The sequence below is a fragment of the Flavobacterium sp. N1994 genome, assembly GCF_025947145.1.
Lineage (GTDB): Bacteria > Bacteroidota > Bacteroidia > Flavobacteriales > Flavobacteriaceae > Flavobacterium.
Genome location: NZ_CP109999.1, coordinates 3,131,832 through 3,145,919, shown reverse-complemented (window position 1 = coordinate 3,145,919; position 14,088 = coordinate 3,131,832). Strand labels below are relative to the sequence as shown.

13 protein-coding genes are annotated in these 14,088 nt (G+C 34.5%); 5 read left to right on the top strand and 8 right to left on the bottom strand.

Going from position 1 to position 14,088, the window contains the following annotated elements; all coding sequences use genetic code 11:
* The first annotated feature begins 13 nt into the window (after nucleotides 1-13).
* From OLM53_RS13945 to OLM53_RS13935, 3 genes are all read left to right on the top strand, one after another.
* Nucleotides 14-859, top strand: a complete 846-nt coding sequence (locus OLM53_RS13945; RefSeq protein WP_264520834.1) for an alpha/beta fold hydrolase — start codon at nucleotides 14-16, stop codon at nucleotides 857-859.
* A 249-nt stretch (nucleotides 860-1,108) separates the two neighbouring features.
* A complete protein-coding gene (cphA, locus tag OLM53_RS13940) occupies nucleotides 1,109-3,733 on the top strand; it encodes a cyanophycin synthetase (RefSeq protein WP_264520833.1) in 2,625 nt (874 codons plus the stop codon).
* Nucleotides 3,734-3,799: 66 nt separating this feature from the next.
* The gene (locus OLM53_RS13935; RefSeq protein WP_264520832.1) at nucleotides 3,800-4,258 is read left to right on the top strand and encodes a DUF1569 domain-containing protein; all 459 of its coding nucleotides are present in this window, start codon (nucleotides 3,800-3,802) and stop codon (nucleotides 4,256-4,258) included.
* Here the strand turns inward: OLM53_RS13935 and OLM53_RS13930 are convergent.
* The 8 genes from OLM53_RS13930 to OLM53_RS13895 form a co-directional block, all read right to left on the bottom strand.
* Nucleotides 4,255-5,514, bottom strand: coding sequence for an asparagine synthetase B (locus tag OLM53_RS13930; RefSeq protein ID WP_264520831.1), 1,260 nt, complete (start codon nucleotides 5,512-5,514; stop codon nucleotides 4,255-4,257). The two genes, OLM53_RS13935 and OLM53_RS13930, sit on opposite strands and share 4 nt — an antisense overlap.
* A gap of 85 nt (nucleotides 5,515-5,599) precedes the next feature.
* Nucleotides 5,600-7,147 (bottom strand): replicative DNA helicase, encoded by a 1,548-nt coding sequence (dnaB, locus tag OLM53_RS13925; protein ID WP_264520830.1) that lies wholly within the window; start codon nucleotides 7,145-7,147, stop codon nucleotides 5,600-5,602.
* A 140-nt stretch (nucleotides 7,148-7,287) separates the two neighbouring features.
* Nucleotides 7,288-8,241, bottom strand: a complete 954-nt coding sequence (locus OLM53_RS13920) for an acetyl-CoA carboxylase carboxyltransferase subunit alpha (RefSeq protein WP_264520829.1) — start codon at nucleotides 8,239-8,241, stop codon at nucleotides 7,288-7,290.
* Between the two features lie 91 nt (nucleotides 8,242-8,332).
* Nucleotides 8,333-9,214, bottom strand: coding sequence for a DMT family transporter (locus OLM53_RS13915; RefSeq protein WP_264520828.1), 882 nt, complete (start codon nucleotides 9,212-9,214; stop codon nucleotides 8,333-8,335).
* Nucleotides 9,201-10,286, bottom strand: coding sequence for an LptF/LptG family permease (locus OLM53_RS13910; RefSeq protein WP_264520827.1), 1,086 nt, complete (start codon nucleotides 10,284-10,286; stop codon nucleotides 9,201-9,203). Before OLM53_RS13910 ends, OLM53_RS13915 begins: the two co-directional genes overlap by 14 nt.
* 4 nt (nucleotides 10,287-10,290) lie before the next feature.
* Complete coding sequence (gene tgt / locus OLM53_RS13905) at nucleotides 10,291-11,421, bottom strand: tRNA guanosine(34) transglycosylase Tgt (RefSeq protein ID WP_264520826.1); 1,131 nt, start codon at nucleotides 11,419-11,421, stop codon at nucleotides 10,291-10,293.
* A 155-nt stretch (nucleotides 11,422-11,576) separates the two neighbouring features.
* Nucleotides 11,577-11,852, bottom strand: coding sequence for a hypothetical protein (locus tag OLM53_RS13900; RefSeq protein ID WP_264520825.1), 276 nt, complete (start codon nucleotides 11,850-11,852; stop codon nucleotides 11,577-11,579).
* A 137-nt stretch (nucleotides 11,853-11,989) separates the two neighbouring features.
* Complete coding sequence (locus tag OLM53_RS13895) at nucleotides 11,990-12,460, bottom strand: response regulator (RefSeq protein ID WP_264520824.1); 471 nt, start codon at nucleotides 12,458-12,460, stop codon at nucleotides 11,990-11,992.
* A 122-nt stretch (nucleotides 12,461-12,582) separates the two neighbouring features.
* Between OLM53_RS13895 and OLM53_RS13890 the strand changes: the two genes are divergently transcribed.
* A complete protein-coding gene (locus OLM53_RS13890) occupies nucleotides 12,583-13,428 on the top strand; it encodes a transketolase (RefSeq protein WP_264520823.1) in 846 nt (281 codons plus the stop codon).
* Between the two features lie 5 nt (nucleotides 13,429-13,433).
* The gene (locus OLM53_RS13885; protein ID WP_264520822.1) at nucleotides 13,434-14,087 is read left to right on the top strand and encodes a hypothetical protein; all 654 of its coding nucleotides are present in this window, start codon (nucleotides 13,434-13,436) and stop codon (nucleotides 14,085-14,087) included.
* Nucleotide 14,088: the final 1 nt, after the last annotated feature.

Genomic DNA, 14,088 nt, shown 5'->3' with positions numbered 1-14,088 from the left:
TCGGGATTTTTTTATGCAAAAAATAAAATTCCTTATCCTCACCAAATCCGTTGGGTTTTATCTCAATGTGCTGAGTTATGTCAATTTAGAAAAAGCTAAAAACAAAGCTTACCAACTTTTTAGCCAACCCAGAAAAGGGCGACTTACTAAAGAACATTTACCAAAAACTTTGCAAAGCGCCACATTAGAGACCTTTCAATATGATAAAGACCAGTTTCAAACCTATATATGGAAAGGTAATCAAGAAATCATTCTTTTGGCTCACGGCTGGGAAAGTAATGCTTCCCGTTGGAAAAAACTATTAGCGTATCTCAAACCATTAGGAAAAACCATAATCGCTATTGATGCTCCAGCACACGGACTCAGTGATGGAAAAGAATTTAATGCCCCAAAATACGCCGAGTTCTTAAATGTACTCACTCAAAAATACCAACCCAAAACCATCATTGGACATTCCATCGGTGGCGCGGCAATTGCTTATTATTTGAACCAATACCCAAATCCCAATATCGAGAAAGTGATATTACTCGGAGCCCCTTCCGATTTTAAAATCATGAGCGATAATTTTATCAAGTTGCTCAGTTTAAACAACCGAATTAAAGACAGTTTAGAAGCCTATTATCTCGAAAAATTTAATATTCACATTGATGATTTCTCAGGACATAAATTTGCTGCTCACTTTACACAAAAAACATTCGTAGCACATGATATCCATGACGAAGTTGTGTTAATCGACGAAGGTAGAAAATATGCTTCCACCTTAAAAAAAGCAACCTATATTGAAACAAGCCATTTAGGTCACAGCATGCATGACGCCGATTTGTACCAAAAAATAATCCAATTTATTTCAGAAGCGTAAAAGCTTGGGCGTTCTTGTGGTCCCTTTTCCCGCTCTTCGTTATACAAGGTACCACTACGATCGGGGCTAACTAGGATTTGTCTTTTGTATTTGTCCACTTAAAAAACTGGAAATCAACACCAATTCACTCTAAGATATTGTATTTCGGGTACTTTTAGCATTTCAGCAAAAAAAAGTGTGTTTCAAAAACAAATATTTCCTATTTTTAACAAAATCATTACTAATTACTTTTACTAATTCTTCCTTATCATGAAAATAGATAAAATACAAGCACTCCGTGGTCCCAATATTTGGAGCGTTCAACGTAAAAAATTAATCCAAATGCGCCTTGATTTGGAAGAAATGGAGCAATTTCCAACCAATAAAATTGAAGGGTTTCGTGAAAGGATAGAAGCTATGTTTCCAACTATGATTGAACACCGTTGTTCTGAAGGCACTCGTGGCGGATTCTTTTCGCGCATCGAACGAGGAACATGGATGGGTCACGTCATTGAGCACATCGCTTTAGAAATTCAAACTTTAGCCGGAATGGAAACTGGTTTTGGAAGAACAAGAGAAACCAAAACACCTGGTGTATATAATGTAGTTTTTAGCTATACCGAAGAAAACGTAGGTATGTTTGCTGCAGAAAGCGCGGTAGCCATAGCTGAGGCCTTAATAGCTGGAACCGATTACGACCTTGAAGCTGATATTCAAAAAATGCGTGAAATTAGAGAGCGTGTTCGTTTAGGACCTTCAACAGGTAGTATTGTAGAGGAAGCAGTTAATAGAGATATTCCTTGGATTCGTTTAGGAACTAACTCTCTGGTACAATTAGGATACGGTATCAATCAAATGCGTTTTCAAGCTACGATAACTTGCAAAACTAGTAGCATTGCTGTTGACATTGCTTGTAATAAAGAACAAACTAAAAAAATGTTGGATGCCGCTTCAATCCCAGTTGCCAATGGTGGCATTTGCGTTGATGAAGAAGATTTAGACGAAGTAATCCGAAAAATTGGCTATCCAATTGTAATAAAACCATTAGACGGAAATCATGGAAAAGGAGCTTCTATCAATGTAAAAACAAGAGAAGACGCTGTAGATGGATTAGCCTACGCCAAAAAATATAGCCATCGAGTAATCGTTGAAAAGTTTATTACAGGTTACGATTTTAGAGTCTTAATCATTGACAATAAACTTGTAGCTGCAGCCAAAAGAGAACCAGCTCACGTTAAAGGGGATGGAAAACAAACCATACAACAATTAATAGACGAAACAAATAAAGACCCTAGACGTGGTTACGGACATGAAAATGTTTTAACTCAAATTGACGTCGATAGAGATACCACCGATTTATTAGAAAAATTAAATTACACTTTAGAAACCGTTCCAAAAAAAGACGAAATAGTATATCTAAAATCAACGGCAAACTTGAGTACAGGTGGAACTTCTATTGATGTAACCGATATGATGCATCCTGAAAACATTTTTCTTTGTGAAAGAATTTCTCGTGTTATCGGATTAGACATTTGTGGTGTGGATATCATGGCAGAAAATCTAACACAACCTCTAAAAGAAAACGGCGGTTGTATTCTAGAAGTAAATGCAGCACCTGGTTTTAGAATGCACTTAGCACCATCAGAAGGATTGCCAAGAAACGTGGCGGCACCTGTAATTGATATGCTTTATCCTCCAGGAAAACCTAGTCGTATTCCAATTATTGCCGTAACAGGAACCAATGGGAAAACTACCACTACCCGACTTTTAGCTCACATTGTAAAAAATAATGGGTACCAAGTTGGATTCACCACATCAGACGGGATTTATGTTCAAAACCACATGATGGAAAAAGGAGATACTACAGGACCTATTTCTGCCGAATATATTTTAAAAGATCCAACCGTGGAATTTGCTGTGCTAGAAACAGCTCGTGGTGGAATTCTTCGTTCTGGACTTGGTTTCAGCCGTTGTGATATTGGAATCATTACCAATATACAAGAAGACCATCTGGGACTAAGCGACATTCATACTTTAGATGATTTGGCTCGTGTAAAAAGTACGGTTGTAAAAAGTGTTAAGAAAGAGGGTTGGGCAATTTTAAACGCTGAAGATGAGCAATGTTTGAAGATTGCTAACGAATTAAGTTGCAACGTAGCCTACTTTAGTATGGATGAAAATAATCCAAAAGTAAAACAGTTTTCTAAAGAAGGTAAAATAGTAGCTGTTTATGAAAATGGATTTATCACCATCAAAAAAGGAGAATGGAAAATGAGAGTAGAAAGAGCTACTCACGTTCCGTTGACAATGGGTGGAAAAGCAAAGTTTATGATTGCCAATGTACTGGCAGCGACCTTAGCAGCCTATTTACAAGGTTTCAAAACAGATGATATTAGTTTGTCACTACAAACCTTCATTCCAAGTGCAGCGCAAACTCCAGGGCGTATGAATATATTTGAATTCAAAAAATTCAAAGTCTTAATCGATTTTGCTCACAATCCTGCAGGATATAAAGGTGTTGAAGAATTTTTAAGTTCTGTAGAAGCCACCAAGAAAATAGGAATTATTGCTGGAGTTGGTGACCGTCGTGACGAAGACATCAAAGAATGTGCTTTAATTGCCGCTAGAATGTTTGACCATATTATCATCCGACAAGAGAAATATTTACGGGGTAGAACCGAAGAGGAAATCATTGGTTTAATCATGGAAGGAATTGCTGAAAGCGGAAGAAATGTGACCCATGAAATTATTACTAAAGAAGTGGAAGCCATTAAACACGCAATCAACAATGCTGAAGAAGGCACTTTTATTACAGCACTTAGCGATGTAGTAACTAACGCTATTAATATTGTTCAAGAATATTTGGATAAAGAAAGCGAAGATGGCAACATCTAAAATTTGAAATAAAAATAACAAATCCCAAAATCTATAAGGTTTTGGGATTTTTTAAATTATACATCAATGAATCAACTTCAAAAAATCATTCACCAACTAGAAAACCAAATTCCAAATTTTGAAAAAACCAATGTAGCGGTTTCGCAATCTACAGTAGGCTGGCAAATAGATCACAGTTTATTGGTAGTAAATGGTGTAGTTGAACAACTTAAAAACTCCAATCCTGAAAATTACAAATGGAAGTTCAAGTGGATTAGGACTTATATTCAAATCATAAATAAAATTCCAAGAGGAAAAGTAAGGGTCCCCAAATCGGTTAAACCAATTGATGTGGCTGACATTGCTGATTTGACTAATAAACTAGAACTAGCAAAGAACAATATAGCTGAGATGGAAAAACTAGCGGCTAATAGTTATTTCACGCATCCTTTTTTTGGTGATTTAAATTTAAAATCTTCTATTTGGTTTTTAAAATTACACACCAAACATCATCTTAAAATAATTGAGGATATCGTTAAGAATTAAGTTTTTTGGGGTTTCTTGCTAGCTGCTGGAAACAATACGTTGTTCAATATCAATCGGAAACCCGGTGAATTAGGATGTAAATCTAGTACTGTTGGCTCATCACCTACTCTATGTTGGTAATCTTCTGGATCATGTCCTCCGTAAAAAGTAAAAAAACCTTTCCCCTTTTGTCCGTGAATGTAACGTGCTTCGTCATTCAATTCATTTTTTCCTAAAATGAGTACATTTGATTTTATCAATTCACTATCAAAAGCAGTAGTTTGTCCCATAAAGCCTTTTATCAATTGAGTATGATTTTGGCACAACATACTTGGAATGACATCCCATTTTGCAGAAAACTCCATCAAAGTGAAATAATCTTTTTCAAACGGAATTCTTCTTTTTTCTGTCATATCAATATCCGAAAACTCATAATGATCGGGCTTTCTATCTAATATGAAATTTTTAAAAGCAAAAGTATTAGAGTAATTTATTTTCGATTGATAATTAGGTTCACTATCATCGCCATCAAACATAGGTTCGCAAATATCAATACCGTCAGTAGCTAAAGCAATATCAAAACTATCCGTTGCTGAACACATCGCAAACATAAAGCCACCACCAATTACAAAATCGCGAATCTTTTTGGCAACAGCCAATTTATCCTGGGATACTTTAGCAAAACCTAATTTAGCAGCCAAAGCTTCCGCATCTTTCTTTTGTTCAATATACCACGGCGCATTTCTGTAGGCTCCGTAAAATTTACCATACTGTCCAGTAAAATCTTCATGATGCAAATGCAACCAATCATACAAAAGCAATTGATCGCTCAATACTTCTTCGTCGTACACCACCTTAAAAGGGATTTCAGCATAGGTTAGCACCATCGTAACGGCATCATCCCAAGGTTGTTTGCCTGGCGGAGAATAAACAGCGATTTTAGGTGCTTTTTCCAATACTACAGTCTCCATGTTTTGTGATGGACTAGAAATATCAGCTAAAATAGATTCTTCTTCAGCATCTGATAATATTTCGAAACTTACTCCTCTAATTTGGCATTCCTTTCTAATTTCGGGAGCGTCAGGAAGTAAAAAGGAACCGCCTCTATAATTTAACAACCAGCTTGCTTTGTATTGTTTGTCTAATGCCCAATAGGTTATTCCATAGGCTTTCAGATGATTTTTTTGAGTAGTTTCATCCATTGGAATTAAAATGAAACTCGCCTTCATCGAAAAGGAAATTAGCAAAAGGAAAATATAAAGCGATTTTTTAAACATTTTAGTAAAAATTGAAACTCAAAGATAACAGTTTTACTGTGAAGAAAAACATAAAAAAATCCCGAGGTTAATCGGGATTGTATATTTAGAATGGGACATCGCTGTCGTCATCGTTGGAATTGATATTACTACCAAAGGCTTCATTTGGTGATGGTAAATTTTTAGTCATAAACGGATTATCATCATGATTCATTTTGGATGGTAAATCATCGAAGGCACTTCCGTATTCTTCCAAATTATCAAACTTACCAAGGTTTCCGATGAATTTCAATCTTATGTTTTCTAACGAACCGTTACGGTGTTTAGCAATAATAAATTCGGCTTGACCGGCAGTTGGCGTTTGCTCATCATCATCCCATTCGTCAATTTTATAATACTCTGGACGATAGATAAACGAAACAATATCGGCATCTTGTTCAATCGCACCCGATTCACGTAAGTCGGAAAGTAAAGGTCTTTTACTAGAACCACGTGTTTCAACGGCACGCGATAACTGAGATAAGGCAATTACTGGAACTTCCAATTCTTTGGCTAAGGCTTTTAAGTTTCTAGAAATAGTAGAGATTTCTTGTTCCCGATTTCCACCACCTTTACCATTACTTCCTCCAGCAGTCATCAATTGCAAGTAATCAACAATGATTAATTTGATTCCGTGTTGGGAAGATAATCTACGAGCTTTAGCTCTTAAGTCAAAAATGGATAGTGATGGGGTATCATCAATAAATAAGGGCGCTTTTTCTAAGTCTTTCACTTTAGTAGAAAGCTGTTCCCACTCGTGTTTTTCTAATTTTCCAGTTCTCAATTTTTCAGAAGACAAGCCTGTTTCAGAAGAAATTAAACGAGTAATCAATTGTACTGAAGACATCTCTAAGGAAAACAAAGCTACGGGATGACCAAAATCGATAGCAATATTTCTTGCCATTGATAATACAAAAGCCGTTTTACCCATACCTGGACGAGCAGCAATAATAACTAAATCGGAAGGTTGCCAACCAGAAGTTACTTTATCCAATTTATCAAAACCAGTGGCGATACCACTCATTCCTTCTTTATTGGCAATATCTTCTATTCGTTTTTTGGCTTGAATTACCAAACTTTGCGCAGTTTCTGAACTTCGTTTGATATTTCCTTGTGTTACTTCGTATAATTTGGATTCAGCTTTGTCTAACAAATCAAAAACATCCGTAGATTCATCGTAGGACTCTTCTATAATTTCAGAAGAAATTTTAATCAAGCTTCGTTGAATAAATTTTTGCAAAATAATTCTCGAATGAAACTCGATATGAGCCGATGAAGATATCTTTTGAGTAAGTTGAATCAAGTAAAAATCACCTCCTGCTAAATCTAACTTACCATTCTTTTTCAGCTGTGCTGAAACTGTTAATAAGTCAATAGGCTGTGAATCTGTGAATAACTGAAAAATAGCTTCAAAAATATGCTTGTGGCCGTCTTTATAAAAAGCATCAGGCTGAAGGATATCAATCACTTCGTCAACCCCTTTTTTATCAATCATCATAGCGCCTAATACCGCTTCCTCCAAATCCATGGCTTGCGGTGGCAACTTCCCGCGTTCTAAATTGATGATGGTAGTTTTATCTACTTTAATTGGGTTTATATTTCTGATGTTTTCCATGTAGCGAAAGTAACAATTTTGGTAAAATTATTGGGATTGAGTTATTCAAAAAGTATGTTTATAAGTTTCTTTTTTTTGTTAACAACCAAAAAAAAATCCGAAACTAAAGGGCTTCGGATTTACATATATTTTGTAAGAAATTATTCTTTATATTCGCCCATCTTACTGTATTTGTCCATCCTTTGAGACACTAATTCGGCTGTTGATAAATCTTTCAGTTCGTTGAACGCTTTCATGATATATTGTTCAACAGTTTTGAATGCTGTTGCTTTATCGTAATGAGCTCCTCCAAGTGGTTCTGGAATAACATCATCAACTAATTTCATTTTTTTCATATCAGAAGAAGTCAGTTTCAAAGCTTCAGCAGCTTGTTCTTTATACTCCCAACTTTTCCATAAAATAGAGGAACAAGATTCAGGAGAAATAACGGAATACCAAGTGTTCTCCATCATTAAAACTCTATCGCCTACTCCAATTCCTAAAGCTCCTCCTGAGGCGCCTTCTCCAATGATTACACAGATAATTGGCACTTTAAGACGAACCATTTCTAAAATATTTCTGGCGATTGCTTCCCCTTGTCCACGTTCTTCGGCTTCTAAACCAGGAAATGCTCCGGGAGTATCAATCAAAGTTACTACTGGAATATTAAATTTCTCTGCCATTTTCATCAAACGCAAGGCTTTACGATATCCTTCCGGACTAGCCATACCGAAATTACGCAACTGACGCATTTTGGTATTAATCCCTTTTTGTTGTCCAATTAACATAAAAGATTGTCCGTCAATTTTTCCTAGACCACCAATCATAGCCTTGTCGTCTTTGAAACTTCTGTCACCAAACATTTCAAGGAAAGTACCTTTGGTTAAATTGGTGATATGTTCTAAAGTATAGGGACGATTAGGGTGACGTGATAATTGTACCCGTTGCCAAGCAGTAAGATTTTTGTATATTTTTCTTTTGGTTTCTTCTAGTTTTTTTTCAATTTGTTTGCAAGTTGCAGTGACATCAACATTGGATTCGGCTCCAATTATCTGGCATTTATCGAGTTGTTCTTCTAATTCTTTAATTGGAAGTTCAAAATCTAAATATTCCATAAACTTTGTTCTTTTAGGTTTAATCGAATAGCAAATATAAAATTTTATATTGTGATAAAACGCACTTTTTAGTGATTAGTTGTAAACAGTTTTAGTTCAATTTTTTACGAGATTTTATTACAGCGTTGAGAATAACTGTAACTAATATTATGACAGCCCCAATATAAAATTCAAAGCTCATTTTCTCTTTTTCTTTAAAAACTAATACCGCTAAAATGATTCCATAAATAGGTTCTAAATTAATGGTAAGCATCACCGTGTAAGGACTTAAAAATTTCATTATCGAAGTAGAAGCAATAAAAGCATAAGCAGTACAAACCGAACTCAAAATCATTAAATAAAGTAAATCTTTAGCAGAAAGCACAAAAAAAGTAGACGAAAAACTTTGTGTAAACAACAATAAAAAAGTAAAAAATAGCACTCCCCCACTAAGTTCATAAAATGAAATAATTGTTGGATTATGTTCCTTAACCAGCTTGCTATTTATAACGGCAAATAAAGCCGAAAGAAAAGCTGAAGTCAATGCTGTTGCCATTCCCCAAACGTAATTCCCTTCTACATTAAAAATGATATACAACCCAACAACAACAAGTAATCCGAAGAAAACTTCATAGAATACTATTTTTTTTCCGAATAAAAGAGGTTCTAAAAGTGACGCAAATAAAGCTCCTGTAGATAGACAAGCCAAAGTGATAGAGACATTTGAAATCTTTATAGCTCTAAAAAAAGTAAACCAATGTAACGCAATGATTAGTCCAGAGAATAAGAATTGGAATAAAGCTTTTTTGGAGACCTTTAAAGGTAATTTTTTGAAGTAAATATAAATGGCAATAAATCCAACTGCAAACAGCATTCGAAACCAAACCAAAGGCAAAGCATCAAGCGAAATTAACGCACCAAGCACTGCAGTAAATCCCCAAATAAATACCACTAAATGGAGATGCAAATAACTCTTAAGGTTATCGCTTAGCATTCCGCAAAAGATAAAGAGCTAAGATTCCAAAAATGATATTAGGTGTCCAAACCGCTATTAACGGAGGTGCCGAAGACTTTTCAGCCAATACCCCAAAAACCTTATCTAAAAAGACAAAGGTAAATGCTAATAAAATCCCTATCGCTAAGTTAGTTCCCATTCCACCACGACGCTTCATTGAAGAAACTGCCACAGCTATAATAGTTAGGATAAAAGCCGAAACAGGAATACTGTATTTTTTGTAAAGCACCACCAAATACACATTGATATTGGAAGAACCTCGAGCCTTTTCTTTATCGATAAACTTATTCAATTCGTTTAATGGCAAGGTTTCAGCAATATATACCACTGGAGTCAAATCTTCAATATCAAATTTAAAAACAGTGTCCTTTACTTCTCCTGATTCAATGATATCTCCAAATTTACCTACCTTTCTTTTATTGTAATTATATAAAGTATAGGTTTTCTGTATTGGATTCCACTTTATTCTACTGGCTAACAATTTGTATTTTAATTTATCTCCATCAAATTTTTCCATTGAAAAATTGAAAGCCATTTTAGAAACTTCATTAAAGTTACTCACAAATATATATTCATCTTTGCTTATTTGGCGAAACACATCATTGTTGTCTCTCATTCCTTCTGGACCACTAGCGTTGAGATACATGTATCTAAAATTATTAAATCCAGCACTTGCTCTAGGTACTAAAAAAATGGTCATTACCAAGGCAAAAAGAGATACTATGGTAGCCCCAATAATATAAGGTCTCAAAAATCTGGAGAAGGAAATACCCGAACTTAAGATGGCGATGATTTCAGTATTATTGGCCAGTTTTGAAGTAAACCAAAGTACCGAAAGAAATAAAAATATCGGGAATAATAAATTAGCAAAATAGATGGTGAAATCCAAGTAGTATCTAGCTATAGCCGAAAAAGCTACTTTATTTTCAATCATCTTATTGACTTTTTCAGAAACGTCAATCACTATTCCGATGGGAATAAACATTAGTAACATCACTGTGAATGTTCCTAAATAACGTTTGAGAATATATTTGTCAATTATCTTTAGCATAAAACTATAATCTTTGGCTCATATTTTTTACCATCATATCTTTCCAAGTTCTGAAATCTCCCGCTAAGATATGTTTTCTTGCTTCACGAACCAACCACATATAAAAACCTAAATTGTGAATCGTAGCAATTTGTTTTCCCAAATATTCATTAGCTGCAAATAGGTGACGTAAATAGGCTTTAGTATATTCTGTATCAACAAAAGTATAGCCCATTTCGTCAAGAGGAGAAAAATCATCTTCCCATTTTTTATTTTTGATGTTGATAGTGCCATTGGCTGTGAATAACATTCCATTTCGTGCATTACGCGTAGGCATTACACAATCGAACATATCAATTCCTAAAGCAATGTTTTCTAAAATATTGATTGGTGTTCCTACTCCCATTAAGTATCTTGGTTTGTCTTGTGGTAAAATATCGCAAACTACTTCGGTCATAGCATACATTTCCTCTGCTGGTTCACCAACAGATAATCCACCGATGGCATTTCCTTGTTGCCCTGCATTGGCAATATATTCAGCTGATTGTTGACGTAAATCTTTATAAGTACTTCCTTGAACTATTGGAAAAAAAGTTTGGTCATAACCATATTTAGTAGGCACTTTATCTAAATGATTGATACAACGATCTAACCAACGATGCGTCATGTGCATTGAGCGCTGTGCGTAACGATAATCACAAGGGTAAGGTGTACATTCATCAAAAGCCATAATGATATCAGCCCCTATAGTTCGTTGGATTTCCATCACATTTTCTGGAGTAAAAATATGGTAAGAGCCATCAATATGCGATTTGAATTTAACGCCTTCTTCTTTTATTTTTCGGTTAGCCGAAAGGGAATATACTTGGTAGCCTCCACTATCCGTCAGAATATTTCTATCCCAGTTCATGAATTTATGTAAACCTCCCGCTTTTTCTAAAATAGCAGTTTGCGGACGCAAATATAAATGATAGGTATTTCCCAGGATGATATCTGGATTAATCTCTTCTTTCAATTCTCTTTGGTGCACTCCTTTCACAGAAGCAACTGTGCCAACGGGCATAAATATTGGAGTTTCAATTACACCATGGTCGGTAGTGATACTTCCAGCACGTGCTTTTGAATTAGGGTCATTCGCTAATAAATCAAATTTCATAGTCTCTTTTTACAGTCGGCAAAGATAAAAGATTTAGAATTTAGGATTTAGGATTTAGGATTTTATTTAACAGAATTAATAACTTCAAAAGTAGATACAAATAAAAAAAAGGAACTCATCATTACATTGGGTTGCCATTATTTTTTAATGAATCATCATAAGAGGCTTGGAAAAGAAGAACTTCTGCTTTTTGGAAATGGCTCAGATAAATTCTCATCATCTTGTCCTGAAACTTCCGCATCGTCCTTATCTATTTTACTAGATGTTGTATCTCTATTGTCATTAGAAACACGATCAGGGTTAGCATCTGTGGACACTGTAGTTTTTTGATGTGGCTTTTTTTCAGAATGCGTATCATACTTACTTTCTATTTGATTTTCTTTTAAATCAGTAGCTTTAAGAGTGCCTTGGGGTTTTGGTATTGTTTTCATGATACTATATTTAATGGTTTATAATACAGTAAAATTAAGAAGGTCTTTTAACTAAAAATTGTACAATTCATTTATAAAGTTATATGATTGCCACATAACGAATGAAACAAGTATTTAGTTAATTGATTTACAAACTATCAACCGTTAATTTGACTTGATTTAATATCCATTTTCAATACGTTTTCTATAGCCTCTTTAAAGTCGTGAATACTGGGTCTTTTCAATAAGTAATTGACTCCTATCTCTGAAAAATGGCGCACCAACTTTTTAGGGTAAGCTCCCGATACCATGACAATAGGAATATCTTTCCATTCCTCAGTCTTTTTAATGAGAGCAACTATTTCCTCTCCGTTAAGAATAGGCATATGAATATCCAAAAAAATTATATCGGGTTTTTCTGCTTCATTGTCTAATGCTTGCAACATTCTGCGACCTTGTGTAAACAACAAAACATTGTGACCTAAACTCTCCGTAACTTCTTTAAAAAAATCTAAATCTTCTTGGTCATCATCTAGATAGTAAATAGTTTGTGATTTCATACTTTGTAAATTTGGTAACACAAAATTAGCACGAGGCCTACCAAAGAGTATTACAGAATAAATCGACATTTTTATATAATTTCACTATTGCAGTTAACTGTTTATATCCTGTAATAACTAATTTATAAAACTTTTGCCTTTCGAAAAAAATAGAATTACTTTTGAGAACGAATAATTTTTAACTACAAATAATGGCAAACATTCAACAACTACAAGATTTTACAACACAAACCAGAAGAGACATTCTTCGAATGGTACATGCAGTAAATTCAGGTCATCCAGGAGGTTCTTTAGGCTGCGCTGAGTTTTTAACGGTATTGTATCAACATGTAATGAAAAGAAATCCAGGTTTTAGTATGGACGGAATGGATGAAGATTTATTCTTCTTATCCAACGGTCATATATCCCCAATTTTCTATAGCGTTTTGGCGCGTAGTGGTTATTTTCCCGTTTCGGAATTGGCTACTTTTAGAAAACTGAATACCCGTTTACAAGGGCATCCTACCACTCATGAAGGTTTACCTGGCGTTAGAATTGCTTCTGGTTCACTTGGACAAGGTATGTCGGTAGCTATTGGCGCAGCTCAAGCGAAAAAATTGAACGGAGATAATCATTTAATATATTCTTTACATGGTGATGGTGAATTGCAGGAAGGTCAAAATTGGGAGGCCATTATGTATGCTTCTGCCAAAAAAGTAGACAACTTAATCGCTACAGTAGATTACAACGGACAACAAATTGATGGTGCCACTAATGATGTTTTAAGTTTAGGCAATTTAAAAGCTAAGTTTGAAGCTTTTGATTGGGACGTACTAGAAATAACAGAAGGTAACAATATTGAGGCTATCGTTGCAGGAATGAATGAAGCCAAAAGTAGAACCGGAAAAGGCAAACCTGTTTGTGTATTATTACACACCGTAATGGGACATGGTGTTGATTTTATGATGTATACTCATGCTTGGCACGGAAAAGCACCAAATGACGAACAATTAGCCAACGGATTAGGACAAAACAAAGAAACTTTAGGAGATTATTAATCTGAATGCGGAAATTTATCACTTTAACGGTTTTCCTTTTCTGTCAAAACGTTTTTTGTCAAGAATATTATTTTGATATTTTCCTTGAATATGCAGTAAAAAACAATAAAACGGACATGTTTTTGTTAAATTCCTCTTATGAGGATTATTTGTTTTATTGTTATAATAATGGAGGTGAATTTAAAGGAGAAATTGATGATCACAAGAATAATATAATTCATCACTATTCGTTAAAGAATATTAATAATTCAATAGAATTTAAATATTTATATTCAGAAATAGATACAAAACGCTTAGAGTATAAGAAAGCACCTTGCACCATTGAAACTGAAAAATACCAAGTGAAACAAAATGAAATTGATAGTTTGAACCAATCATTTGAAATTATAGAATTCACAAATAAAAGAAAGAAAAGAATTTATCAAACTATATATATAAATATGGTGAAACTTGTTGAATCAAAATCTTTACCATCCTTTGCATATGGTTATTTTAAAGATTACTCAAAGTGTAAAATTATTGACTTACCGAGAGGTTACATTCCATCTCTAATTTCAACAGAAACTGTCAATAAAGACAAAAATCAAATTAAACTTATACAAAAGAAAAAAATAAATACCATTTTGTCTATTAAACCTGAAGACATAAAATACAACTAGA